The 26,033-nt window shown below is 41.2% G+C and carries 20 protein-coding genes and 1 other RNA gene; 12 read left to right on the forward strand and 9 right to left on the reverse strand.

Features of this window, described 5'->3' with window-relative positions:
• The first annotated feature begins 12 nt into the window (after window positions 1-12).
• Together J5X94_RS12300 and J5X94_RS12305 are read left to right on the forward strand one after the other, a co-directional pair.
• Window positions 13-1,833, forward strand: a complete 1,821-nt coding sequence (locus tag J5X94_RS12300) for a sensor histidine kinase (protein WP_210541430.1) — start codon at window positions 13-15, stop codon at window positions 1,831-1,833.
• A gap of 116 nt (window positions 1,834-1,949) precedes the next feature.
• Entirely contained in the window at window positions 1,950-3,653 is a 1,704-nt protein-coding gene (locus J5X94_RS12305; RefSeq protein ID WP_210541431.1) for a sigma-54-dependent transcriptional regulator, read from the forward strand.
• A 97-nt stretch (window positions 3,654-3,750) separates the two neighbouring features.
• On the opposite strand, the gene J5X94_RS12310 is transcribed toward J5X94_RS12305, so the two are convergent.
• Window positions 3,751-5,262: a S41 family peptidase gene (locus tag J5X94_RS12310; RefSeq protein WP_210541432.1), complete on the reverse strand. Its 1,512-nt coding sequence runs from the start codon at window positions 5,260-5,262 to the stop codon at window positions 3,751-3,753.
• 366 nt (window positions 5,263-5,628) lie between these two features.
• The gene (gene gpmI / locus J5X94_RS12315; protein ID WP_210541433.1) at window positions 5,629-7,284 is read right to left on the reverse strand and encodes a 2,3-bisphosphoglycerate-independent phosphoglycerate mutase; all 1,656 of its coding nucleotides are present in this window, start codon (window positions 7,282-7,284) and stop codon (window positions 5,629-5,631) included.
• Between the two features lie 248 nt (window positions 7,285-7,532).
• On the opposite strand from gpmI, the gene ssrS reads away from it, so the two are divergent.
• Window positions 7,533-7,728, forward strand: a non-coding RNA gene (gene ssrS / locus J5X94_RS12320) — 6S RNA.
• Between the two features lie 140 nt (window positions 7,729-7,868).
• On the opposite strand, the gene J5X94_RS12325 is transcribed toward ssrS, so the two are convergent.
• Entirely contained in the window at window positions 7,869-8,492 is a 624-nt protein-coding gene (locus tag J5X94_RS12325; RefSeq protein ID WP_201593050.1) for an FxsA family protein, read from the reverse strand.
• 259 nt (window positions 8,493-8,751) lie between these two features.
• Here J5X94_RS12325 and ruvC point away from each other — a divergent pair, with 259 nt between their 5' ends.
• Window positions 8,752-9,336 (forward strand): crossover junction endodeoxyribonuclease RuvC, encoded by a 585-nt coding sequence (ruvC, locus tag J5X94_RS12330; RefSeq protein ID WP_010199263.1) that lies wholly within the window; start codon window positions 8,752-8,754, stop codon window positions 9,334-9,336.
• 117 nt (window positions 9,337-9,453) lie between these two features.
• Here the strand turns inward: ruvC and J5X94_RS12335 are convergent, their stop codons facing one another.
• The 5 genes from J5X94_RS12335 to J5X94_RS12355 form a co-directional block, all read right to left on the reverse strand.
• Complete coding sequence (locus J5X94_RS12335) at window positions 9,454-10,368, reverse strand: META domain-containing protein (protein WP_210541434.1); 915 nt, start codon at window positions 10,366-10,368, stop codon at window positions 9,454-9,456.
• A 370-nt stretch (window positions 10,369-10,738) separates the two neighbouring features.
• The gene (locus tag J5X94_RS12340) at window positions 10,739-11,401 is read right to left on the reverse strand and encodes a glutathione S-transferase family protein (protein WP_210541435.1); all 663 of its coding nucleotides are present in this window, start codon (window positions 11,399-11,401) and stop codon (window positions 10,739-10,741) included.
• A 230-nt stretch (window positions 11,402-11,631) separates the two neighbouring features.
• Window positions 11,632-12,270, reverse strand: coding sequence for a peroxiredoxin (locus J5X94_RS12345; protein WP_010199256.1), 639 nt, complete (start codon window positions 12,268-12,270; stop codon window positions 11,632-11,634).
• A gap of 247 nt (window positions 12,271-12,517) precedes the next feature.
• On the reverse strand, window positions 12,518-13,264 hold the full coding sequence (locus J5X94_RS12350) for a phospholipase D family protein (RefSeq protein ID WP_210541436.1): 747 nt from the start codon (window positions 13,262-13,264) through the stop codon (window positions 12,518-12,520).
• Between the two features lie 146 nt (window positions 13,265-13,410).
• On the reverse strand, window positions 13,411-15,150 hold the full coding sequence (locus J5X94_RS12355) for a glutamine--tRNA ligase/YqeY domain fusion protein (protein WP_210541437.1): 1,740 nt from the start codon (window positions 15,148-15,150) through the stop codon (window positions 13,411-13,413).
• A 340-nt stretch (window positions 15,151-15,490) separates the two neighbouring features.
• On the opposite strand from J5X94_RS12355, the gene J5X94_RS12360 reads away from it, so the two are divergent.
• On the forward strand, window positions 15,491-16,006 hold the full coding sequence (locus tag J5X94_RS12360) for a peptidylprolyl isomerase (RefSeq protein ID WP_010199251.1): 516 nt from the start codon (window positions 15,491-15,493) through the stop codon (window positions 16,004-16,006).
• Window positions 16,007-16,121: 115 nt separating this feature from the next.
• Window positions 16,122-16,964, forward strand: a complete 843-nt coding sequence (locus tag J5X94_RS12365; RefSeq protein WP_210541438.1) for a UDP-2,3-diacylglucosamine diphosphatase — start codon at window positions 16,122-16,124, stop codon at window positions 16,962-16,964.
• Window positions 16,965-17,079: 115 nt separating this feature from the next.
• Here the strand turns inward: J5X94_RS12365 and orn are convergent, their stop codons facing one another.
• Window positions 17,080-17,667: an oligoribonuclease gene (gene orn / locus J5X94_RS12370; protein ID WP_210541439.1), complete on the reverse strand. Its 588-nt coding sequence runs from the start codon at window positions 17,665-17,667 to the stop codon at window positions 17,080-17,082.
• 230 nt (window positions 17,668-17,897) lie between these two features.
• Between orn and rsgA the strand changes: the two genes are divergently transcribed.
• The 6 genes from rsgA to J5X94_RS12400 all read left to right on the forward strand — a co-directional run bounded on the left by rsgA (window position 17,898) and on the right by J5X94_RS12400 (window position 26,028).
• Window positions 17,898-19,001 carry a ribosome small subunit-dependent GTPase A gene (rsgA, locus tag J5X94_RS12375; RefSeq protein ID WP_010199247.1) on the forward strand — a complete coding sequence of 368 codons (1,104 nt, stop codon included), beginning with the start codon at window positions 17,898-17,900 and terminating at the stop codon, window positions 18,999-19,001.
• A gap of 141 nt (window positions 19,002-19,142) precedes the next feature.
• Window positions 19,143-19,598, forward strand: a complete 456-nt coding sequence (locus J5X94_RS12380; RefSeq protein WP_010199245.1) for a rhodanese-like domain-containing protein — start codon at window positions 19,143-19,145, stop codon at window positions 19,596-19,598.
• Between the two features lie 302 nt (window positions 19,599-19,900).
• Window positions 19,901-20,164, forward strand: a complete 264-nt coding sequence (grxC, locus tag J5X94_RS12385; protein ID WP_010199242.1) for a glutaredoxin 3 — start codon at window positions 19,901-19,903, stop codon at window positions 20,162-20,164.
• Window positions 20,165-20,376: 212 nt separating this feature from the next.
• Window positions 20,377-20,832, forward strand: coding sequence for a protein-export chaperone SecB (gene secB / locus J5X94_RS12390; RefSeq protein ID WP_210541459.1), 456 nt, complete (start codon window positions 20,377-20,379; stop codon window positions 20,830-20,832).
• A gap of 230 nt (window positions 20,833-21,062) precedes the next feature.
• Entirely contained in the window at window positions 21,063-24,188 is a 3,126-nt protein-coding gene (locus J5X94_RS12395) for an Eco57I restriction-modification methylase domain-containing protein (RefSeq protein ID WP_210541440.1), read from the forward strand.
• Between the two features lies 1 nt (window position 24,189).
• Window positions 24,190-26,028: an HsdM family class I SAM-dependent methyltransferase gene (locus J5X94_RS12400; protein ID WP_210541441.1), complete on the forward strand. Its 1,839-nt coding sequence runs from the start codon at window positions 24,190-24,192 to the stop codon at window positions 26,026-26,028.
• Window positions 26,029-26,033 lie beyond the last annotated feature (5 nt).

Raw genomic sequence — 26,033 nt, forward strand, 5'->3', positions numbered from 1 at the left:
TACGGTCAATTTATGAAACTTGCGCTCAGAGCCGTCTCTGCCATCACCAATTACCTACAGCAAGATGAGACGCTGCCTCTACCACAGTTACGGCGGTTGGGACTGATCTATAGCAGTTATCGATTTATCGTTAGCGTATTCTTTATGTTGATGGTGTATGTGACTGTCAAATCTGATAGTGGCTCATTATTACCAAGCTTATTGCAGCAAACAGCGCTTAGTTTCTATGTCATCATCAGTTTAATTTTGCTTGGCTTGTTTTATGTGGTGACTAAGAATCTGCGGCGCCAGTTGGCTTTCGGATTGGCATTAGACGTCATTATTTTGAGCCTTTTGCTTTATACCAATGGTGCCCCTGACTTACAGCTCACCATGCTTTATATGGTCGTCGTCGCGGCCAGCTTCATGCTACTGTACGGCTCGCAAGCACTTATCATCACTTTGCTTGCTATTATTTTCGTGATCTATCAGCAGTTTTTTTATGCCATCGCCAATAGCATGAGTTTGGCTAATTTAGGCGATGCCTTGCTTATGTCAGCAAGCTTTTTGGCGGTAGGGGTTTTGAGCTGGTCCATTTCCCAGCGCTTAGTACAAGTCGAACAAGTCGCTGCAAATCAGGCCAAAGAAGTCGAACGACTGAACGTGATCAATCAAGAAGTCATTACCCAAATGGTCAATGGGGTCATCGTGATTGACAGACAGCATATTGTGTTAGCAAACCTAGCGGCTCATCAGCTACTCAGTATTCCCCACCCTCCGCTAGCGTCCATGCTTGATACATCCAGTCATTTAAGATATGAGCAAAACAACCCCGAAGCTACCCTCCTCGCCGACTTTCAGCAGCAGCTCAAAGAACAACATCTGCAACTTATTGATGCCTGTTTGTCCGTCTCTGAAGGGCTGTCACGCAGCTTTGTTTATGAATTACCTGCGGTAGCAAATGCCTCTGTCGTCGGTAAGCTACGGGTACAAATCATCCCCTTAAAAGATAATAGCAAGCTGATCATGCTAGAAGATTTGCGCCGTGAGCAAGCCAGCGCTCAACAGTTAAAGCTGGCATCGCTTGGGCAATTGACCGCCAGTATTGCCCATGAAATCAGAAATCCGCTTGCGGCTATCTCACAGGCCAGTCAACTATTGATGGAAGATGTCGTAGAAAGTGAGAGGAACAAGGCAGCAGAGCACAGTACTATCAGTTCTATCAATTCTACTGCCGACCACACAACAGCGATGACAGAGCCTGCAAATACTTATATGACGGGCAATCACGAACTGTATGAAATGATATTTTCGCAAACCAAACGCGTAAACCGTATTATTGAAGATATCTTAAAACTGTCGCGCCAGCAGGTAGCCCGTCAGCAATCAATTTTATTGGCTGATTGGCTACCACTGTTTTTGGACAATTATTTTCGAGACCATGACATTTTTTTACGTGTATACACCAATCCCACCATCTCGTTCGACATGCACCAATTGGAACAAGTACTAATCAATTTGATCAATAACGGTCTGCGTCATAGTAGCTACGCTCACCCTCATGCTTTTGTGGAAATTGAGATTTACTGTGCTGATAACGATGTTATAATTGATATTTTAGATGATGGATTGGGTGTTAGTAGCAATGATTTACAGCATTTATTCAATCCATTCTTTACCACCGACGAAGCTGGAACGGGTTTAGGATTGTATTTATCGCAGGCGTTCTGTGAAGCCAATCAAGCCCGTTTACTCTATATTCCTGAACACCAAAAGACTTGCTTTCGCTTGATTGCCCCTGCTATCGACACCGATGGTCACGATGCTGATAAACGGCTTACTGAAGACCAATAGCTTCTATAACAGAGAAGGGTTGTTTGATAAAAGCACGTTGATTATCACCCTTACTAGATAAGACAGATTGAACCCTATTTTTAAATTTTTAGCCATCGAACACAATGAGATAACGTATGACAGTAACCGCGCTAGTCGTTGATGATGAAGTAGATTTGTGCCGCTTGATGCAAATCACCCTAACCAAGATGGGCATCAAAAGCGATGTGGCTTATACCTTATCGCAAGCACGCGCCTACTGGCAGCAAAACGACTATGACTTTTGTCTGACGGATCTCAAGCTACCCGATGGCTCAGGACTAGAGCTGGTCAAAGACATCAGCAACAGCTCTAGTACACCGATCGCCGTGATTACTGCCCATGGTAGTATGGATTTGGCTATTGAAGCGTTAAAGCTGGGTGCTTTTGACTTCGTTAATAAACCGCTTGAGCTGCCACGCTTACGCCAGTTGGTCGAAAATGCACTAAAGGTTATTCACCAAAATAACGAAGCAGAAGCCGCGCCTGAATGTTCACCTGAGCAGCAGATGTTGGATAGCCGTTTAATCGGTGATTCTGCCGTCATGCATCCCCTTAAAAACACCATTTTAAAATTGGCTCGCTCACAAGCGCCAGTTTTTTTATCGGGTGCGTCCGGAACAGGTAAAGAAGTGGTTGCCAAGCTGATTCATGATTTAAGCCCACGTCGAGATGGCAGTTTTGTACCGGTGAACTGCGGAGCAATCCCTTCCGAGCTGATGGAGTCGGAATTTTTTGGTCATAAAAAAGGCAGCTTTACGGGAGCGGTCGCTGATAAGCAAGGCTTGTTCCAACAAGCCAACGGTGGCACGTTATTTTTGGATGAAGTAGCAGATTTACCCTTGGCAATGCAAGTCAAATTACTACGCGCCATTCAAGAAAAAACCGTGCGCGCTATCGGTGATACCAAAGAGCTGCCTGTCGATATCCGCATCTTATCTGCGACCCATAAAGACTTGAATCAATTGGTACAAAGCGGACTGTTTCGGCAAGATTTGTATTACCGTATCAATGTGATTGAACTAAAACTGCCCACGCTTAATGCGCGGCGTGATGATATTCCTGTCTTAGCCAAGCATTTTTTAGCACTGATCGCAAAAGAGTGGCAGTTGGACACCCCGCCCTCATTGACAGCAGCGGCTTGCGAGCGCTTGCAGCATCACGATTTTGCTGGTAATGTTCGTGAGCTACGCAACTTACTCGAACGCGCCGTGACATTGGCGGAAACATATACCATTGACGTCAGTCATCTGGGTCTAGCGGAGCTTGATACTCATCAAGAGATTAATGCCCAACAAAGTCAGAATACCAATGCAGTCGATAATACAGCGCTAACATCTAACCCATCTAATTATAAAGAAGACAACCAGCCAGCAATCGCATCCGTAATTAGCAAAGAAGAAATTGGTCAAACCTCGACGGTTAAGCAATCTGAGCAAGCAAAGAACAATCTACATCCTTATCGTACGATTACGCAGCACTACCCTTCCACGATTCAGCGGTCGATGGCTAATAGCATCGAGTCTGATCGTAGCCCCATCTCTTCGATAGAGCAGGAATTGACAACCAGTCATACGACTCATGACGAGAAAACAAGGTCAAAAGAGGATTTTCAAAGCCAGTTGTTGCCTGCCAAAGGTCTAGAACACTATCTGCAAGAGCAAGAAAAAAACCTGATTATTACTGCACTTAAACAAACAGGCTGGAACAAAACCCAAGCCGCTGAACTGTTAGGAACGACGTTTCGCTCTTTACGTTATCGCATGAAAAAACTTGATATTGCTGAAGATCAGGCCGATTGATTTTGGGGTCTGTAGATTTAAACATAATACATCATCAATTTTGAGCATAATAATGGTGCTGGGCAAGTAAAGTACGCTTAGCGCTATCGATACCTATTTACTTTTCGTCTATCTGCTTTTCGTCTGTCTGATCTTCAAGAATATTATCCTCTACAGCTGAATTTCTCACAAAGCGAATACCCGAAGCGAGCGCTTTTGCCCTGAGTAAATCAAGCGCCTGCTGCTCCCATGTATTCTCATTACCCAGTAGAGCGACATCAGGCTCAACCCCGATACCATCTATCTTATTGCCAGCCGCCGTCACATAATTGGCAACGGTTAACTTCACGGCCTGTTCGTCATTCACAGGTATCACCGACTGTACCGAGCCTTTCCCATAGCTTACCTCACCGACGATAGTGGCACGTTTTTGCGCTTGCAAGCTGCTTGCTAATACTTCTGCAGCTGAGGCAGAATAACGGTTTTGCAATACCACTACGGGCAATGGCTTGAGTATTGCAGCACCTTGGGTCGATAAAACACGAGAGTCATCTTTCCGACCTTTCACTTGTACCACATCAGTGTCCGCCATAAACAAACTAGCCACACTCACCGCTGAGGTTAAAACACCACCTGGATTATCACGCATGTCTAACAAAATACCGGATATCGGTGCTTCTAAGCTAATAAGACCTTGCAGCAGCTTTTCACGACTGTTGTTTTGAAAAGCGGGTAATTTCATCACCGCCATACCATCAACAAGCCGTGTCTCAATGACTTGCGGGTGGTTATTGTTACGCTGTAAAGTCGTGGTATGTTTACGGCGACCCGCTTTAGAAGTCACAATATCCACTTGTGTGCCCGCAATACCAGTTAAAAGCTGTTCAACATCGTTAGTTTGTCTGTCGTCATCTAATTTGAATTCATCAACTTGATGCAGATAATCGCCGACTGCGATGCCTTTTTTATCCGCAGGTGAGTCATCAAGAACCTCTGTGACGACCCAATAGCCAGCCTTTGGTCGATATATCACTTTGATACCAATATCGCCGACATCCCCTTCGGTAAAAGCCCGCAGGTTTTCGTAGGCCTCAGCATCCAAAAATTCAGCGTGGCTATCGAGCTTAGTCAACATACCACTCATCGCATTATTAAATAACTCTTCGTCATTGACCGTGTCCACATATTCACGGCGTACTAGATCCACGACCGCGACAAACGTTTTTAGAGTTTCAGGAGAGATAGCATTCAGTGACACTTGGCCTACTTCAGCAGGGATATCCGTATTGATATCGTCGGCCTCATCAGTCAAAGCGCTTTCATCTGCAACGCTATCTATCGCATCATCAGACGCGTCAGCAGCATCCAACATATCGGCAATATCAGACAGATTATCTGCACCGTTTTCTGCCGATATCTCATCAGCATCGAGACTAATAAGCTGTAGGCTGGCCGTCGGGCTGCTTTCATTATTTGTCGCAGCCTGTGCTTGCATACCAACAACATTCAACCCTATGAAACTGGCCATGAGTACGGGTTTAAAGACGGTCGACGTTATCAATGCGGTCATCATTGATGGTTTTTCTAGTCGTTTAGACGCCGATGAGCGCTTAAGGCAGATAGAATGCATAAAAAACTCACCTAGATAAAAAGAAAACATGCAAAGTTATTGTTATCGGGTAATTAATGAATGATATCGTGTAAGGTAGCATCAAGATCACAGCCAAGACTAGGGTAGTATTGCAAGTGATACCAAACCCAACAAGTACGATTAGCTGTGTCAAACTCGTTTAGTCTACAATGCGTAGCACTTATACTCGTTTTCCTTGCTACTCTAATTTTTGTGAATGGTATAAGTTAAAAACCTATCCTAAAAAAGGGAAGGATCGTAGATACCCTTCCCCTTTCTTTTTACCTTTTCCTTCATTCGCTGACGGCTTCATCTGCACTAATAGCATTATAGTAGTTAACAGACGAAAAGCTCAGAAGGACTGAATCACGATACTGGAATCAATAGGTTTTCACCCGTCATTTCTTCTGGCGCAGTGATATTCATCAATGACAAGATGGTCGGTGCGATATCGCTCAGCTTACCGCCACTACGCACTTGTACTTTTTGCTCACCAATATAAATCAGAGGCACATGCTCGGTGGTATGTTGGGTATGTACCTGTCCGCTTTCGTAGTCTTGCATTTGCTCAACATTGCCATGATCAGCGGTAATGAGCATATCGCCGCCAGCTGCTCGTACTGCCGATTCAATGCGGCCAACACAGACATCTAACGCCTCTACCGCTTGCACGGCTGCTTCAAAGATACCGGTATGCCCTACCATATCACCGTTGGCATAATTGACGATTAGCACATCATATTTGCCCGACTCAATAGCAGCCACCAACTTATCGGTCACTTCAGGAGCACTCATTTCTGGCTGCAAATCATAAGTGGCGACATCTGGCGACGGCACAAGAATACGTGTCTCACCTTTATACTCTGCTTCGCGGCCACCACTAAAGAAAAACGTCACATGCGCATATTTTTCAGTTTCGGCAATACGCAGTTGCGTTTTACTTTGTTCTTGCAAATATTCACCCAGCGTATTGGTCAAAGACGTCGGATAATAAGCAATACTGGTCTTCGGGCTATCCGCTAAAATGTCTGAATACTTGGTCAACATGACAAACGCTGCCAGTTTTGGCTGTTTATGACGGGCAAAACCTGAAAACTCATGATCTGGCAGCACAAATGCTTGCGCTAGCTCACGAGCACGGTCGGCACGGAAATTCATAAAGATAAGTGCATCATTATCGTCGACGGTATAGGGCGTGTCGCCGCTCTCAATCACGGTAGTCGGATTGATAAACTCATCAGTTTCACGGGCTTTGTAGGCGGCTTGAACAGCACCATCAGCACGGGTAGATAGACGATCGGCTTTACCTTCCGTAATAAGCTCATAAGCTTTCTGTACTCGATCCCAGCGATTGTCACGATCCATTGCATAATAGCGACCGATGATACTGGCAATCTGTACGCGGCCTTCATAATGGGCGTTAAGTTTATTAAGATACTCACGCAAACGATTGATGTACTTATCAGCAGATTTAGGCGGCGTATCACGACCATCTAAAAAACAATGAACAAAAACGTTTTTGGCACCGTGAACCAATGCCGAATGACACATTCCTTCGATATGGTCTTGATGCGAATGCACGCCACCATCAGAGAGCAAGCCCATAATATGAACATTACCCCCTTTTTCGTTAGCCGCTTTGACAGCATCGACCAAGGCTTCGTTTTTATAGAACTCGCGATTGGCAAGCTCACTTGAGATACGGGTTGAGTCTTGATATAGCACACGACCAGCACCTAGGTTCATATGGCCCACTTCAGAATTACCAAACTGACCATCTGGCAAACCAACATCTTCACCCGACGCAGAAATCAATCCATGCGGATATTTCTGATAGATCTTATCTAGATTCGGCATATTAGCCGCAGCAATGGCGTTATCCTTGTCTTCTTCACGATGACCAAAGCCGTCCAATATCATTAAGACATGCGGTGTTTTTTTATGCTGTGCGCTATCTTGCTTGCTATCAAGCTGCGCCTGATTGTCGTCAATAGATTCAGATTGTTGCTGGGTACTGGTCATAGATTACCGCTCCTCAAGTGAATGAACGCCTATACTGCTATATTAGGATGTCGAAAGTTGTCTATATTAGCATACATCTTGAAATTGCTGAAAAACTGCGCGTTTATCCTGCTATTTCAATGCTTTCGACCCTTTTTTTCTGTTATTTATTTTATGGAAATGGTTGCTATTATTGCTGCGCTTTTCTAAAAAGACGTATTAATCTGTAAACCGAGCTTGCAATCAGCTATGCCATTAGTTAAGATAAATCTATTCTGAAGTGTTGGCTAGTAGATGTTTATTCCCTGAGCCGATAATGCTTTACCAGGATGTGGTACCTATTGCTTCATTGTGTATGCCTGCACCGCTTGCGGTGTATCAGGAAACCTGCAGAGGCAGTGACGCATCCGCCCTGAACTTCACGGTTCATGGGTCACCATCTTACGGCGGCACTTCGGTTGTTATATTCGGTTAGTCATGTCTCTATTTATATTCACTAGGTTTATTAATAACCCATAAGTTTATAAGAGATTCATAATAACCAACAAAAAGCCCCTCTCGTCAATGACGTAAGGGGCTTTTTTTATGTCAATTTTTCGCTATTTTTATTCATCATTAGCAGATTTAGTAATCTTTTTGACATCTTTAGGAATGTTTTTGGCAGTCCCGTCAACGGTTGTATGCTGCTTGAACACGTCCCCAAATGGGTTTTGTTGTTGCTGACCGAATGGGTTTTGGCCATTAATACCACCGCCAGCGCCACCAAATGGATTTTGTCCACCCATACCGCCTGCGCCGCCGAATGGGTTTTGACCGCCGCCCATCTGTTTGGCCATCATCTCCATCATTTTTTGCTGGTTGTTCATGACGTAATTATTAGCAAAGTCTTTGAGCTTCTTTTGCACGGGTGGTAATACCACCAATAACGCGAGTAAATCGCTAAGCACACCTGGAATAAGTAGCAAAATTCCAGCCGCTGCCATGGCCACACTTTTAAGCATGGTCGACTCTTGTGGGCGCATCGCTGGGTTCATCATGCCGCCCGCTTTCATTTGCTGAGCCATCGGATTGAGTGCTGCCATACCCTTACGAATAAGGGTGATACCGATAACTGCGGCGATAATAAACCACATGAATACCCACCAACCGCTCATAAACTGGGCAATTAAATACCACAGTAGCATCTCGATAATAAACCAAACGATGGCAATACCAACTATCTGACCCATAAAGTGTCGTCCTATAAAATAAAAACCAATAAATTGAGCGCCATACAAATTAAGATGGCTAACATATGATGTATATGGGGATTGATTGCTATACTATCAAACTTAAGGCGTATTTTTAAGCCATATAGTCGGGGCAATATAATTTGGATACAAGGAAGATGAGTAAAAGTACTACGAGTAGTAGGCTGAGCGAGTCTGACACCGTATCCGATTTATATAGGATTGAATATAAAACAAAATGTAAGTAAGACGGAATACTATGGCAATTATTATCGGGATTGACCCAGGCTCACGTATGACGGGTTATGGTATCGTGCAACAAACTGGCGATAAGCTAACCTATATTGACGCAGGCACCATTCGTACGGATACTAAAGAGATGCCTGAACGCCTAAAGCGCATCTTTAATGGCTTGACGCGTATCACCCAGCATCATCTAAAATATGCAGAAGAGCCTATCTATACAGCAATTGAACAGGTGTTTATGGCAGAAAACCCAGATTCTGCGCTGAAACTGGGGCAAGCACGAGGCGCAGCCATTGCAGCGATGGTGGCACTGGATTTGGAAGTATCAGAATATACCGCACGCCAGATCAAGCAAGCTGTGTGCGGTTATGGTGCCGCAGCCAAAGAGCAAGTACAAGAGATGGTCTGCCGGATACTGTCTTTAGATGTCGTACCACAACAAGATGCCGCTGATGGTCTTGCCTGCGCCATTTGTCATGCGCACTCAAGCCATTCAATGAACAAGTTGCTCCTAAATAGCGCCATGCGTGGACGCGGGGCGTCTAAGAAAAAAGGACGCTGGCGTTTGACAGAAGAAGATTTAGGTAATTTACGATAAGATAAGAAGCCAAAATACAGCAAACAACTATAAAAAAACACGCGATCAAATGGCGCGTGTTTTTTTTCAATCATCTCAATCATTTAACTATAATAATAAAACAGCTTCACCCGTCGTCTACTCTGCGACGGCACTCTCAATCACCGCATCTAACACATAAGCATATTCTTCGCCTTCTGCATTCTCGTTATTGTCGATATGGTAGCGCTGTAGGCGTAATACTTCTTCGTGCATGCCGTCGTGTGGATAGCCATCAATGTCACCCTTGAATGCTGTCCACTTGCCTTCGCTGGTTTTCAGGCCTTGATCATCATAAGTGACAGGCTTAACTTGCAGACACATCCTAGAGTCTGCATCGCCACAAGCGATTTTTTCACTACTTACTGCCCAAAAGACGGTCTCGCCTTTGCTATTATATTTGGCTTGTGAAGTGAGCCTACCTGTCCAAATCAAGGTCATCGAATCATTAGTCACTTGCGTCAATAGTGGCGTCTCACCTTCAGTGACAGTTAACTCGCTACTACCTTGCATGAGCATATTTAAAAGACTCTCTGCGCTATCAAGATTGCCACACGACATCTTAGTGCTCATACTATCTTCTATCGTTAACCTTTGAGCTTGTAATTCATAGGCAGCGCTCATCGTATTGCAGCCAACGCTATAACTTAAGGTATCTTGACCTTGATTAAATAACAGCGTCACCTGATCCTTAATATTTATCAGGGGCGCTAATGGTTGATCGCTCGCACCTTTGGCAGTCATCAGTGTCCAACGATGGCGCGCAAGATTGCCAATCATCTGTTGTTCAACGCTGAGCTCAGTTACTTCAGATGCCGCCACTGCCTCATTAGCATCAGGCTCAGCTTCTGTGTTTGCTAGAGTAGCCCTCATCTCTGCACTTGCCGTAGCATCTGTCCCTTCGCTCTCCGTAGATGGGGCGTTTTTTTGACAAGCACCTAGTGTCAGACTGACTGCCAATACGCTGGGTAATAACAGTAGTTTTGTGATTGGTTGCCTTTTTATGTCTACCATACTACGCCTCTCTTACTAAGCTTATCTGATACCTGCTATGACTGTATTAACTTATAAGGATTCTTATAGCTATTCATAAAACAAAACCAATAGCAGCAATCCGATACAATTTAACCACTATAACCTCGATCCTATTATCATATGTAATGAAACGTTTCATTTTATTAATGATTTTTTAATAAATAAACATAGTTAGTTTTCGAAAAAATAGGGATGGCTAACAGTTCTAGTTAACCATCCCTATTTGGGTGTTTAATACAGCTATTTACACAGTTGATAGTTAGCACTTCAAACCACTAAAACTTAAAGCACGATTGACGATGTAGCCAGTTCTAATTGCACAGAAAAAATCAGATTTAATTACTGTCCACTACTCATTGGTCGCTTTAGGTTCTGCTTTTGCCAGTTTTTTAATACTAAAACGCTCATGCATTTTTTCATAAAACCGCGCAAGATTCGCGCCATGGGCCTTGGGGTCTACTTTTAATGCTTTGCCAAAGTCCAAGCCAAGATATAGCACAATATCTGCAAAGCTCAGTTGATCCCCGACTAAATACTCATGACCTTCTAAGCTTGTTTCGAAATATGCTAAGGCTTTTACAGCGCGCGCAATGGACGGGGCTACAAATTCTGGTACTTGGTCAACACGTTGTGCCTTTAACGGATGACTGTGCTGAAATGCCAGCATCAAGTTGTACAGTATTTCAAACTCTGCGATGCGGCGCATAGAACAAACTTGGGCACGCTGTACCACATCGTTACCCATCACTGAGCGCTCACCATAAACGCGATCAAGATACTCACAAACCGCCTGCGAATCATTGAGCATCGTACCATCATCTAACGTTAAAACAGGTACCGTCTGCATCGGATTCATTTGAGTGAAAGCCTCTGACATCTGCTGGTTAGCAGCAAAATCAATGTCTATCACGTCGATGTCATCCATATCATCGACATCAATACCTTTTGATGCGAGCAAAATAAGGGCTTTACGAGGGTTGGGTGCAGTACGGGTTATATATAGTTTTTTCATGGCAAATTCCTTTTAAGTATTATTTCCGAAAAGAACGATAACGGTAAATTTTTATGATTTCCGTCGTATTATCAAAGCACAGAAGTTTATTGTTGCTCGCTTAGTGCAGTGACTATTGGTTTTTTTATCATAGCAAAACCTTGTCGCTGCTTGTGATATGAATAATAAAAAACCCCATAACAGTAAGTTATAGGGTTTTTATTTTTTAAGCAATTATAAAAACGCGCACTTTATTTGTTAGGCGCTGGCGTGGTGCGCAAATAAGGCTTAATTTCTGTATGACCTTTAGGATAATTGGCTGCAATGTCTTCATTTTTTACGCTTGGTGGAATGATGACATCATCGCCGTCTTTCCAGTCGACGGGAGTGGCGACGTTATATTTGTCCGACAATTGCATAGCGTCAATAACGCGAATAATCTCGTCGAAATTGCGACCACAGCTGGCTGGATACGTTAAGGTCAAACGTACTTTTTTGTTAGGATCAATAATAAAGACACTTCTAACCGTCGCTGTATTATCCGCATTGGGATGAATCATGTCATAAAGATTGGCCACGGTGCGCTCAGAGTCAGCAATGATTGGAAAGTTGACAGCAGTCCCTTGGGTCTCTTCAATGTCGCCAACCCAGCCTTTGTGATCTTCTAAGCCATCAACTGATAAAGCAATTGGTTTCACATTGCGCTTTTGAAACTCGCCTCCTAATGCCGCGGTACGACCAAGCTCAGTCGTACATACTGGCGTGTAGTCTGCAGGATGTGAAAAGAAAACCACCCAGCTATCTCCTGCCCAATCATAAAAATTGATGTCGCCGTCTGTCGTAGTGGCGTCAAAATTCGGTGCGCTATCACCTAAACGTAAATGTGCCATGCTTAATTCCTTAGCTATTGTTAGTGATGAGCGCTGGTCTCTAAAAGCCAATGTTTCAGAGTTAGCATATAAAGAAAATCACGCGCTCTATTATTATCATTGACGCGCGCCGCTATAAGAAAGGACTGGCTACACGTCAGGAAAAACTTACTTTATCTTAACAAACTGATTATCAATGTCTTGTGACGGATTGTAATGCGGTTATACCATTTGGGTTTAAAAAAATAACAGGTGATAGAGTTTCTATTTAAACCACCATTCCTGAATCCCACAAACAAAACTCGCCAAATTTACCGCGTTTGCTAGTGCCTCCAGCCGTACGTCCAATATCCGTCAATACCAACTCGCCTTCTTGCTCTACTAGATAGCCTGCGGCAAGGAGTTTGTCATTTAATTCTTGCGTCTTCAAGCCCAACTCTTTCGCCAGCTTCGCCGTAGTAAGTTTGGAGTAATTAGGCGTTGCCGCTTCTGTAGTGGCGATAGCCGTCGCTTGAACTGTAGCGCTTGCTGTTTTAGCATTAGAGTCAGTCCTGTTATCAGATTCGCTTACTTTTTCGAGGGACATTCTGACTTCATCACTGATACGAATAATACGCTGGGCTTCCTCATAAGTATCGGCATAAAGCTTAGCGTCTTCGTTACGGTAAATCAGTACGCCCATTTCATTATTATTGACTTGGCTAAATTCATAGAGATTCAGGCTGGTAATGATGCACTCATTTTCGTTAAGGTAGCATTTGGCATGCAAGTTTTTGCAAAAGCTGGTACGGATAAAAGTGAGGTTTTTTAGCCAATTAATCTCTTCGGGGTGCAAGTCATTTTTGCCATAGACAATGCGAATATCGATTTTAAGACGGTTACGATCCTCTAATAGCTCTTTGATGCGCTCATTGAGTTTTAAATAGGGGCTGATAATAATCAATCTGTCAGACGCGTTTTTAATCAACTCTTCTAAATGATAAGTCGTCCCACTGCTATTTAAAAACTTTGCCATTCTAATGCCCCCAACATCTATTATCAAAATTTTTGCGTAGTCACAAAAAAACCCATCCCTAGCGTACTAGAAATGGGCAACATTGCAAACTACTATTGTTGATTATTAGATTAAAATGCTATCGATAAGGATATGACTGACACAGATTAAGCTGGTTTATAACTGTCACGCAAGCTGACAATTTGATTAAACACAGGCTTGTCACTACTGTGCTCTTCGCTATCAGAGATAAAGTAGCCTTCACGCTCAAACTGGAAGCGCGTGCCAGCATCAGCATTGACCAATGATGGCTCAACCACAGCATTAAGTTTAGTCAATGAGTTAGGGTTCAATGCTTGATGGACGTCACTGACATTACTCGGATCTTCGACACTAAATAGTGGCTCGTATAGACGCACGGTGGCTGGAATCCCTTGGCTCGCCGATACCCAATGAATCACGCCTTTAACCTTGCGGCCTTCAGGATTTTGACCCAAGGTCGTCGGATCAATCGTCGCTTTTAGCTCCACGACGTTGCCACTATCATCGGTAATATGCTCGGTCACGGCCAATACATAAGTATTACGCAAACGAATTTCTGGCTTTTCAGGTGATAGACGCTTATAGCCTGCTGGCGGTTCAATCTCATAATCGCCTTGATCGATATAAAGGGTTTCGGTAAACGGAATCTCACGCTCGCCCATATCGATATTGGGATGGTTTGGCTGCGTCAACCATAAGGTTTGTGCCTCAGCGTCAAAGCGCGCATTGACGCTGTCCGCTTTTAGCATTTCCCACTGACTGACCGCATCGCTGAAGTTAGTAATGGTCACTTTCAATGGCTTAAGCACCGCCATACCGCGTGCTGTCGTATTGTCTAACGACTGACGAATACTAAATTCTAGCAAACGCATATCAGTCACACCATCCGCTTTAGAGACACCAACGCGATCACAGAAATCACGCAAGCCTTCAGGCGTATAGCCGCGACGACGCATACCAGCGACAGTTGGCATGCGCGGATCATCCCAGCCATCGACGATAGCTTCATCGACCAATTGCTTGAGCTTGCGCTTACTGGTCAACGTATGGTCAACATTGAGGCGTGAGAACTCATACTGATGCGGCGGTTGCTCGAAGCCGATTTTATTGACAATCCAATCATAAAACGGACGATGGTCTTCAAACTCAAGGGTACATAGCGAATGAGTAATGCCTTCTAAGGCATCTGACAACGGATGGGCAAAATCATACATAGGATAGATGCACCATTTATCACCGGTCTGATGATGTTCTTGATGCATCACACGGTAGATAATTGGGTCGCGCATATTCATATTGGCATCAGTCATGTCAATTTTGGCACGTAATACGGCAGTGCCGTCTGCATATTTACCGTTTTTCATGTCTTCAAACAATGCTAAATTTTCTGCGACGCTGGCATCACGCTGCGGTGATGGCTTGCCTGCTTCATTGAATGAGCCACGATTTTCTTTGATTTGCTCAGGCGTCTGTAGGTCAACGTATGCATCACCCTGCTCGATCAACTGCACCGCCCAAACATATAGCTGGTCGAAGTAGCTAGAAGCATGCAGCGCCTCGCCTGCCCAGTCAAAGCCCAACCACTGCACATCGTTTTTGATATTATCGATGTAATCTTGCTTTTCGGCCGTTGGGTTGGTGTCGTCATAGCGCAAATGACAGATACCACCAAACTCTTTAGCGACGCCAAAGTTTAGACAAATAGACTTTACGTGACCTAAATGCAAGTAGCCATTTGGCTCAGGCGGGAAACGGGTCACAATCTGCTGGTATTTTTGCGCATTGACATCGTCACGAATGATATTACGAATAAAGTCGTTTTTTTGTTCATCTTTTTGTGCATTGTTGCTTGAGTGCTCACTCATCGGGCATTGCTCCTAACGCAAATTGTCCATTCATGCAGCGTGCCATCACGCCTCATGAAAACTTAAACCAAACTATTAAAACCGGACTATTAAAACTAATTTACTAAAAATGGATGATCATAAACCCAATTGTTAAAATTGGCGCTGTTAAAATCAGCGTTCAAAAATCATTAAAAATGGAAAGTTGCGTTATTCTATCAGCTTTTGCAAACGCATTAACAGCCAGATACATGACACGGGATAAAAAAGCCGTTAGACTAGCCATAACTTTTAACCACCAACTTTTTATCCACCACTTAACAGCGTCATTTTAGGCGCTGCAATCAAAAAGGAATATCTTATGGTAGACATGCCACCAGTAGTAGAGCTTGAAACCAATATGGGTGCGATCGTTATCGAACTCAATGAAGAAAAAGCGCCAAAAACCGTAGAAAACTTTTTAAACTATGTAAAATCTGGTCATTATGATGGCACGATTTTTCATCGCATCATTGATGGCTTTATGATTCAAGGCGGCGGAATGGACGCTGAAATGAATGAAAAAGCAACCAATGCTCCCGTTGAAAACGAAGCAGACAATGGTCTAAAAAATGATGCTGGTACGATTGCGATGGCACGTACCCAAGATCCACATTCAGCAACCAGTCAATTTTTCGTTAACGTAAAAGACAACGACTTCCTAAACCACTCTGGCAAAAACATGCAGGGTTGGGGCTATACTGTATTTGGTAAAGTAACAAGCGGTATGGATGTGATCGAAAAAATGCGCGGCGTTCCTACTGGTCGTTTCGGCATGCATGCTGACGTACCAAAAGAGCCAGTCGTTATCAACTCAGCGACCATTATTACTCAGTAATAATTATTAAAGAATGGCTTCTCAGTAATAGTTATTAAGTAATGGTTATTAAGTGATAGTTAAGATATAAGCATTATTGATAGAAGCTTATGACAAGTCACGAGGATAAGGATAAATGCAAAGTTTTAACCATCTAATTACCACCCGCCCTCATGAGGTGCGGCAAGTATTGATTAGCGATTTGCATTTATCGCCTGAAGAGCCTGCCTTAGTGCAGGCTTTTTTGGCGCTACTAGATGATTGCCTTGCCTTGCCTGCGCTTAAGCGCCTATTCATCTTGGGCGATTGGTTTGAAGTTTGGCTAGGCGATGATGTGTATTTGTCCTTATCAGAAGAGGGGCGACAAAGTCATTGGCTTACCCCACTTATCATTAAGTTGAAAAAACTACGGGTAGCTGGCTGCGAGATTTTAGTCATGCATGGCAACCGTGATTTTCTATTGGGGCAGCCTTTTTGCAATTTATTCGGTGGCGAGCTTATTTTTGAGCCTTACCCTTTAGCGGTTGGGAAACAAAACTACCGCTTAGAGCATGGCGATGCCTTGTGTACTGATGATAAAAAATATCAGTTTTTTCGCAAAGTAATGCGCAATCCTATGACCCAATGGTATTTGCTGAACAAACCGCTAAAAAAACGTCTGGCTATCGCCGATAACATGCGTAAAAAAAGTCAAAAGAACAATGCCAACAAAGCCGCGCATATTATGGATGTTAATGACAAAGCTGTGGCAGCTGCAGTGAATAACAATGACGCGCTATTACATGGACATACTCATCGCCCTGCCATTCATCAAAGGGAGAATGATAAGATACGTTACGTCCTTGGTGATTGGCGCTTGCTCGATGAAGAAAAACGCCAACCCAAAGTCAGTGCGGTGATTGGCGCAATTGTGACAGAGGCCAGCGTAGAAAACGACCGTACAGATTTTGATTTGGTTGAGTTTAGCTATTTAGTGTAAGGTGCGCCTCATTAAGTACCTTTCATTTAAAAGAAAAAGGGTCTGTTGCATAAGTAACAGACCCTTTTTTATACCATTTCACATTCTGCGAATCGCTATTCTGCTAACCATTATACTAAGGCATAAGTTTAAAGAAATGCTGACGATAATGTTTCAGCTCACGGATAGAATCGCGAATATCATCCAATGCTAAATGACTGCCACCTTTTTCAAAGTTTCTGAGAATATCAGGACGCCAGCGGAAACACAGCTCTTTAATCGATGACACATCAAGGTTGCGATAGTGAAAAAAGCGCTCAAGCTCTGGCATTTGGCGCGCCATAAAGCGGCGATCTTGACAGATGGAGTTGCCACACATAGGTGACTTGCCGCTATCGACCCATTTATTGAGGAACTTAATCGTCTCAGCTTCAGCTTCTGCCAATGTCACGGTACTACGGCGCACACGATCCACCAACCCTGACTGCCCATGCTGCTTGGTATTCCAATCATCCATGCCGTTTAAAATACGGTCAGACACTTTGATAGCGAATACAGGTCCTTCAGCAAGGACATTGAGATCCTCATCCGTCACCACGGTAGCAATCTCGATAATCTCATCGTTGACGGTATCGAGTCCGGTCATTTCTAGGTCAATCCATACCAGCCCTTTTTTGCCTTGGTTTCTGATTTTAATCTTATTGGGATGGTCATCGGTACTCATATTTTGTCCTATGGTCAAAAAAGTTTGGAACAACTTTGGCGCAGTATTACTTACATAAATCATCGCCAGCTGGCAACGCGTAGATGGCATCGCTGTGCGCTTGATGGTTCATAACGTCCAAAAAAAACTTAAACATTACAAAACCACTGTCTGGCACAGGCGCTTTAGGCTGTATGTTAGCAAATTTTCACGCTACACTTAGCAATATTTTTTTAATAGGTCACACTCTCATGGCATTAATCCGGCAACGCAAGCTGACCAAACAACAGATTCGGCGCATCGACAAACAACAGCTGGTCAGTCAAGACAGCATCGATGAGAGCTTGATGGATGGCGTGGTCATGGCGCACTATGGTAAGCAATTAGAAGTACAAGTCACCAGCTTGCCAGCGGTCATCCCAGCGCAGCCAGAAGTTGCCCCTGATGATCCTGAGCCGTTTTGGCAAACGCTTGAATTGGGTGATATTTGGCGCTGTCATGTACGTACCAACTTGCCGATGCTGGCCGCTGGTGACCAAGTACGCTGGAGCGCCGATTCTAATACGGGCTTTGGACGTATCGAATCAGTCAAGCCGCGCACGTCTCTCGTCTCACGCCCTGATCGCTATCACAAGCTCAAGCCCGTTGCTGCCAATGTCGATATTCTCGCCATTGTGTTTGCGCCGCTGCCTGCTGCTGCACCAACCTTAATCGATCGCTATTTGGTCGTCTGTCATCATGCTGGTGTAAAGCCGCTACTCGTCCTTAATAAAGCCGATTTACTAGCAGCAGAAAACGGTGTCGATACCAGTGAGCTGTTGGCGCAGTATGCTGCCCTTGGTTATGAGAGCGTATTAACCTCAGTTGATTGCCCAGAAAACGTCGCAGATAGCGATGAGCAAGAAGGACTGGATGAGCTTAAGCGCTACATAGATAAAAAGCTGGTTATTTTTGCCGGACAATCGGGCGTTGGTAAAAGCAGTTTAATCAATGCGCTATTGCCAGACTCTGGGCAGATCGTCAATATCATCTCTGAGAACTCAAAGCTTGGTCAACATACCACCACCACCAGCCGTCTGTTACCCTTCAACCCTGATGATTTAACCCAAGGCGGTATCGTTGATACGCCGGGTATTCGCGAATATGGTATTTGGCATTTGACGCCGGATGATATCATCTCGGGCTTCGTTGAGCTTGCACCACTGTCAGGTGACTGCCAATTCCGTGATTGTCGCCACACTCACAACAGCAAAGGCTGCGCGTTATGGCAAGCGGTTGCTGACGGTGAAGTGCTGCAACGCCGTGTTGAAAATTTGGTGACGCTAAGAGAAGAAGCTGACACCAAACCTTATTAACCGTTGCCTTATTAACTGTTAAACATTAGGTTGAGCATCACACGTTTACTATAGATGACCTTATCGGTATAATAGCGCCTTGTTCAATATCGTTAGGCTGTCTTCTCAGCTTAACAGAACACTCATTTTTGGAGGTATGTTTTGGATCGTGCGCTAGAATTTGTGGGTAACCACCCGTTTTTATTTGGCATATTAGCCGTACTTGCCGTACTGTTCTTTGCCATCGAAAACAAACGTAGCGGTAAGAAAATATCACCCAATACCCTTGGGATGATGGTGAACTCGCAAAACGCGCAGCTTATCGATATTCGAGCCAAAAAGAAGTTTGAGACCGGTTATATCCAAGGCAGCCGCAACATACCTTTTACTGATCTCAAAGACCGCATCGAAGAGATTCGTGCGATTGAGCATCCAGTCATCATCATTTGCGATATGGGCGTGCAAGCAGGCGCAGCCATCCAAATGATTGGCAAAGACAGTGTTTACCGCTTAGAAGGCGGTGTTGGCGGTTGGCAAAGTGCTGGCATGCCATTGGTCGGTGTAAAAGATGCCAAATCTAAGAATAAAGGTAAGGCAAAACCGAGCTTGCATAAGTAGCTTGCGTAAACCTACTTAATTAAATAGCTTGCTCAGGCTACACGCTCGTTCTCACTGCTAGCAGCGCAAAGTTAGAAAAAAGACACTTCTTCATTGGGTGTCTTTTTTTGTGTGGCATTTATGCTACTGTCACACCTTTTGGGCTTAGCCAGCTTGAATTTATGCTACCCATCCCCACTTTATAATGAGCATAACCAATTACGTTTGTAATTTACTCGTTGGTGACGGATTATAATATTTTTTATAACATGAGTGTTTATAATAAAACTGTTGCCGCATAAACTGATAAATAAGGATTTACCATGACTGTATCTGTTAAAGTTTACACCACTCCTATCTGCCCTTACTGCTCAAACGCCAAACAACTGCTAAAATCTAAAGGCGTTGACTATGAAGAAATCGGTATGCATGACATGAGCAGCGATGAGCGCCGTGCTTTGATGCAAAAAACCAATAACTATCGCACCGTACCACAAATTTTCGTCGGTGAGACTTTCGTTGGTGGTTTTGATGAGCTCAATCAAATGAACCAACAAGGCAAACTTGACGAGCTATTAGCAGGTTAATCTGTTAACTTTGCTGACTGTCACTCTTTACCTGTGCTATCTTTGCGTTTGTAAAGATTTGATATTCGAAGATCAACAATGGTAAGAATAAAAAATTGGTAAAAAAATATCGAGATAATGTCTAAATAACTTCGAAATAATATCGAAACATAGTCTCGATTTATATTACAATTATTATTTGCCCACTCATTTGATTAACTTTTAGAGGAATTATCATGGCTGAAGAACAAGTACAACCACAATTGGCACTAGAACGCATTTATGTCAAAGACATGTCACTTGAAGTACCAGGCGCTGGCGTATTCACCAAAGAGTGGAACCCTGAGCTAGATATCAACTTATCAAGTAACGCTGAAAAACTTGACGACGATCATTATCAAGTGATTTTGACGGTAAGCGTCACGGCTAAAAACGCAGATGAAGCGGCGTTTATCGCTGAAGTGCATCAAGCCGGTATTTTCTTATTAAAAGACATTCCAGAAGATCAAATCGGTCAAATTTTAGGTGCATACTGCCCTAACGTGCTATTCCCATACGCTCGCGAAGTCATCAGCGACATCGTGACGCGTGGTAGCTTCCCGCAGTTATTGCTAGCACCCGTAAATTTTGATCAAGCTTACGCACAAAGCCAGCAACAAGCGCAAGTAGATGCTGAAGGTAACGCATAAGTTTTAAATCAGAAATGTACTGACTTTATAAGTCATATATTTTGATAAAAAAGCCGTTTACTCATGATGAGTGAGCGGCTTTTTTATGGATTGACAGCAAATAAAACTTCTTAATGGCTATGTATAATATAGTCGATATAATATTATGGTTAGCTATATTAATATCGTAGCAGCATTGTAGTGAGCGGACTACATTTAAAGGTATAAACTTTTAATAAGGTGAGTCAATTTTGATTAGAGATATTGAACAAAGACGCGTAGCATTAACAAAGCTTGTAAGTCGCTATAAGCAATATAAATTAGAAGGTCGACTAGACCTGACTTCAGAGGAAACGATTCGTACTTGGCTAAATGAAATGTTAGGCATATTTGGATGGGATGTTCAAGATACATCTCAAATATTGCAGGAAAAAACATTAACAAGAGCAGAAAGAGAAAGATTAAAAATAATTGACTCAACACATAGTCAGCCAGACTATACATTTAAAATAGGGAAAGAAAAAATAACCTTTTTAGATGCTAAAGATATTACAGTTGACTTAAAGACCGATAAGAATGCTGCTTTTCAAATCAAAGCATATGGTTGGTCAATATCAGCACCTTGTGCATTTATATCTAACTTCGAACAATTTGCAATTTATGATTGTGGCTACCAGCCAGAGAAAGGGCAAGTAGCAAATATTGGTAGATCTATTTTTAGCATGGATGAGTATATCGAAAATTTTGAATTATTAGATGATCACTTATACAAGCCTAATATCTACAATGGACAATTAGAAAAATTATATTCAGGAACTCAGGTTGATGGCCTTAGAAAAATCAGTATTGACTTTTCTTTTGCTAACTTATTATCAAGTTTTAGACTTGATTTAGCTAAGAATATACTTAAAAATAATAATGAAGCTATTTCAAATAACAATTCTTTATTGAGTTATATTGTTCAAGTTATAATAAATAGAATTTTATTTATTCGAGTATGTGAAGCAAGAAAGTTAGAAGAGAAGCAGTTGCTTGTATATTTCCAAAAACAAGGTTTTTGGGAAGAATTTAAAAAATCTTCTTATTTAGATTTTTATCGCCATTATGATGGTCCTCTATTTGAACGTGTAGATGTTATTAACAACCTTATTATTGACAACGAAGTTTTCAATGGGCTTTTATCTTACTTGTACTACCCATCTCCTTACAGATTTGATGTTATACCTACGAAACTGCTTAGTGATATTTACGAAATATTCCTTTCTAAAAAACTAATCTTAAATGAAGGAGTTATTTTAGATACATTCAAGACGGAATATGTAAAATCAAAAGGCGCTGTGACTACACCACAATTTATAGTAGATGATATAATCAAGAGAACTTTACTAAAGAAGAAGTTAATACGTTCAGGTATTGAAGGAGTTCTAAATATATCTGCATTAGATATTTGTTGTGGTAGCGGTGTTTTCCTAATCGGTCTTTATGATTACTTGGAAGGTATAATAATTGAAATCCAAGAAAATTCGCATAGCGAAAGTTATAGCTCTTTATTTACTCAAGCAGAAAGTGGATTAGTCTTAAACTTAAAAGGTAAGCAAGCTATATTAAATAATTGTATTTATGGAATAGATATAGATCCTGAAGCGGTAGAGGTTGCAAGAATGTCTCTTGCTTTAAAAGTGATTGATAACGAAGGATCTCACGAATACTCTAATAAAATCGGTCTTTTTGGTGAGCAAATACTAAATGGAGTAGGTCTTAATATAGTATGCGGCAACTCCCTTGTCAATGAACTAGTTTATAAAGAATATCCTGAAATATTAAATGATGACAAACAGTTATTCAAAACCAACGCTTTCGACTGGAATAACGAAGTTCAGTTTATGAAAGTATTCGAAAATAAAAAAGGCTTTGATTTCATCGTTGGTAACCCTCCCTATGTTGAAGTTAAGCACTTTAATCAAGAAATGCCTTACATGCACTCATTCATTAAAGACAAATACACTACTGCAGATAACGGAAAAATAGACCTTGCAGTTCCTTTTATTGAGAAAGGGTTATCCGTTTTGAATGATAATGGGCGTTTAGGATTTATAGTACAGAAACGTCAATTTAAGACTAATTATGGTAGTAAAATACGTAATTTTATTGTAGACAATCATTATCTATCTTCTTTTATAGATTTCAGTAGTACATCCATCTTTAAAGATCGACTGACTTATGTTGCTACCTTAATCTTAGATAGATCAGGATACGAAAAATTTTACTACCACTTAATAAAAGAGAATAGTAAGTCAATCCCAACATACCTGAACAACTTGCCTGTACCAGAAGTAAGCTCTGTTGAATATGAAGTGATCCCTACTTATGATCTCAAAGATACTGAATGGGCATTTGACTGCTTTGATATTAGAAATAAACTTCTATTAAATGGAAAGTTTAGTGACTATGTAACAATTAAAGGTGGTCCTCAGGCCCTTAAAAACGCTGCATATCATATCAAAGTAAAAGATTTTAGAGATGATATAATCATTGGTAGTAGCCAGTGGGTAGATGACATAGAAATTGAAGTTGATGCATGCCGACCATTATTCTGTAATGAAAATTTTTATGCTTTCAGGCCAACTAGTACAAATACTTATGTAATATTTCCTTATGATATTAAGCATGGTAAAAAAAGAGATATCCCTTATGATGAGTTTTGCAAAAGGTTTCCTTTAGCAGGAGCATATCTTGAAGGTCAAAAAGCAAGATTAGAAGGACCAAAAGGTAAAGCTGGAGGTGTAGAGACTATGCCTATGAAGCACCCTGAAAAGTACAGCGCAAACTTTTGGCACCTATATACTCGACCCAATAACTTAACGAACGTTTCTTCAAAAGTATTTATTCCTATGACAGCTCTAGATACATTTGCTACTGTAAGTAACTCTGAAAGAATATATGCAGATAATGCAAATATATGGTTTATTGAGTTACCTGACTCTAGTAAAGAGAAGCTGTATGCGGTTGCAGCAATTATAAACTCTATTATATTTTCTGTTTTGGCTCGATCAATTGCAAATCCTCAGGATGGTGGATACTTTAAATTTAACAAACAATTTCTGGAACCTATTCCTTTTCCTGTAGAAAATTTCAATAACTCTCCCGAGCTAATATTAAAACTTGCAGACATTTCAAAAAACATTGAAGAAAGACAATACCAGTATGAAAAAAACCCTAACAATAGAACTATATTAAACTCTATTCTCAAACAATTATGGAATCAACTGGATAGCTTAGTCTATAGCTTGTATGACTTAAGCGATGACCAGATTAGATTCTTTAATAAAAGAGGACGCAATATCAATAGAGTAGAATCTTTAAAACAACGGAAGTAGAATGAAAAAATTATTTGAGCATATAGTACTAGAGTATTCAGATGACAACCTTTTTCTAGACCAGTTATTTACAACACTGTATTTTTATTCACGCAATATATACGAGGTCAATAATAATCTAATTAAAAGTTATCTATTACCTAAAAGTAATGAATTAGTATCGGAACTACTATCTCAAATGGATTCTGAATTATCCACTAAAAAACTAATAGAGCTTTTCGAAATAGCTATTCCTAAAAATGAGCAGCAGACTAATGGCGCTATATATACCCCTAGCTTTATAAAAAAATATATAATTGACAATACCTTCAACAGATTTTCTGAAAAATTGCATTCTATCTTAATAGCTGACATCTCTTGTGGTTGTGGAGCTTTTTTGTATTCCGCAGCTAAGAAACTGAAGCTTAAGACAGGTAAGCAATATAAAGAAATATTTTCTCAGCTCTATGGTCTTGATATAAGTGAAAATAGTGTGCAAAGGGCTAAAATATTATTATCTATTTTAGCTATTACAGAAGGTGAAGATCAGAATAGTTACGAATTTAATATTTTCCAAGGAAACTCTCTAGATTATAACTGGTTTAAAGTTGAAAAAATATATGAGAATAATGGATTTGATTTAGTCATAGGCAACCCTCCATATGTAAGAGCTAAAAACCTTGATCCAAAATCTAAAGAGCTTATTAAGAGCCTGAAAGTTGGTTCATCAGGTAATATAGACTTATATATTCCTTTTTTTGAGATAGGCATTAACATACTTAATGAAAATGGAATTCTTGGCTATATTACAGTAAATTCTTTTTTTAAAAGTGTAAATGCAAGAGGTTTAAGAAATTATTTGTCTGAAAAAAGATATTCTCTAGATATAATCAATTTCGGGGACGAACAGATTTTCGCAAACAGACTAACTTATACTTGTTTATTTTTTGTTGATAAAGCTATTGTAGGCAATGTTTCTTACGCTAGAGCGACAAGTAATGACATTAAAAACAAGGAATATATATATTTTTCTATTTTACAATATGATGATCTTAACCATCACAGAGGTTGGCTATTAAGCAACTCTGTAACTGTCTCGAATATTAATAAAATTGAGAACACTGGATCAACTCTTGACGAGTTATATACTATAAAGAATGGTATCGCTACACTAAGCAATGATATTTTCATTTTCAAACCTATAAGAGAGGATGATGATTATTATTACTTCTTTAAAGATAAAGTTGAAAGACAGGTAGAAAAGCTAATATGTAAAGATATCATCAAACCCAATATACTTAAATCTGAGAACGATATAGATCCAGCAATGGAGAAGATCATATTTCCTTATTTAAAAGCTAAAGGGATTTTACAGCTATTAGAAGAAGATTTTTTTAATAAAGAATATCCTTTTGCTTTTAGGTATCTTTCAGATTACAAAATTCAACTTAATGAACGTGACAAAGGAAATGGAAACTACAAAGAGTGGTTTGCATTTGGAAGGACACAAGCTCTTGCTGATAGTGGGCTTAAATTACTATTTCCATATATGGCAAAAAGGCCTCACTTCGTCTTCACCGATAATGTGGAAATGCTAATCTATTGTGGTTATGCTATTTTTTCTAAATCAAAGAGAGAGCTATTAATTCTAAAAAAGATTTTAGAGTCAGATGTTTTTGACTATTATATAAGAAATACCAGTAAGCCATATTCTTCAAATTATTATTCTTATGCTAAGAATTATGTAAAGCATTTTGGAGTATGCGAGTTATCTTTCTCAGAAGAAGATGAACTATTAAGTTTAGACTGTACTGAAAAAATTAATGCGTTTATATTGAATAAGTATCAAATAACAATGTGACAGCT

It is taken from the genome of Psychrobacter sp. K31L, assembly GCF_017942195.1.
In the GTDB taxonomy this organism is placed as follows: Bacteria; Pseudomonadota; Gammaproteobacteria; order Pseudomonadales; family Moraxellaceae; genus Psychrobacter; species Psychrobacter glaciei.

Bases quoted from the DNA above. Each gene is read 5' to 3' on its own strand.
- J5X94_RS12300 (WP_210541430.1), top strand. From the start codon at position 13: ATGAAACTTGCGCTCAGAGCCGTCTCTGCCATCACCAATTACCTACAG.
- J5X94_RS12305 (WP_210541431.1), top strand. From the start codon at position 1,950: ATGACAGTAACCGCGCTAGTCGTTGATGATGAAGTAGATTTGTGCCGC.
- J5X94_RS12310 (WP_210541432.1), bottom strand. From the start codon at position 5,262: ATGCATTCTATCTGCCTTAAGCGCTCATCGGCGTCTAAACGACTAGAA.
- gpmI (WP_210541433.1), bottom strand. From the start codon at position 7,284: ATGACCAGTACCCAGCAACAATCTGAATCTATTGACGACAATCAGGCG.
- J5X94_RS12325 (WP_201593050.1), bottom strand. From the start codon at position 8,492: ATGGGTCAGATAGTTGGTATTGCCATCGTTTGGTTTATTATCGAGATG.
- ruvC (WP_010199263.1), top strand. From the start codon at position 8,752: ATGGCAATTATTATCGGGATTGACCCAGGCTCACGTATGACGGGTTAT.
- J5X94_RS12335 (WP_210541434.1), bottom strand. From the start codon at position 10,368: ATGGTAGACATAAAAAGGCAACCAATCACAAAACTACTGTTATTACCC.
- J5X94_RS12340 (WP_210541435.1), bottom strand. From the start codon at position 11,401: ATGAAAAAACTATATATAACCCGTACTGCACCCAACCCTCGTAAAGCC.
- J5X94_RS12345 (WP_010199256.1), bottom strand. From the start codon at position 12,270: ATGGCACATTTACGTTTAGGTGATAGCGCACCGAATTTTGACGCCACT.
- J5X94_RS12350 (WP_210541436.1), bottom strand. From the start codon at position 13,264: ATGGCAAAGTTTTTAAATAGCAGTGGGACGACTTATCATTTAGAAGAG.
- J5X94_RS12355 (WP_210541437.1), bottom strand. From the start codon at position 15,150: ATGAGTGAGCACTCAAGCAACAATGCACAAAAAGATGAACAAAAAAAC.
- J5X94_RS12360 (WP_010199251.1), top strand. From the start codon at position 15,491: ATGGTAGACATGCCACCAGTAGTAGAGCTTGAAACCAATATGGGTGCG.
- J5X94_RS12365 (WP_210541438.1), top strand. From the start codon at position 16,122: ATGCAAAGTTTTAACCATCTAATTACCACCCGCCCTCATGAGGTGCGG.
- orn (WP_210541439.1), bottom strand. From the start codon at position 17,667: ATGAGTACCGATGACCATCCCAATAAGATTAAAATCAGAAACCAAGGC.
- rsgA (WP_010199247.1), top strand. From the start codon at position 17,898: ATGGCATTAATCCGGCAACGCAAGCTGACCAAACAACAGATTCGGCGC.
- grxC (WP_010199242.1), top strand. From the start codon at position 19,901: ATGACTGTATCTGTTAAAGTTTACACCACTCCTATCTGCCCTTACTGC.
- J5X94_RS12400 (WP_210541441.1), top strand. From the start codon at position 24,190: ATGAAAAAATTATTTGAGCATATAGTACTAGAGTATTCAGATGACAAC.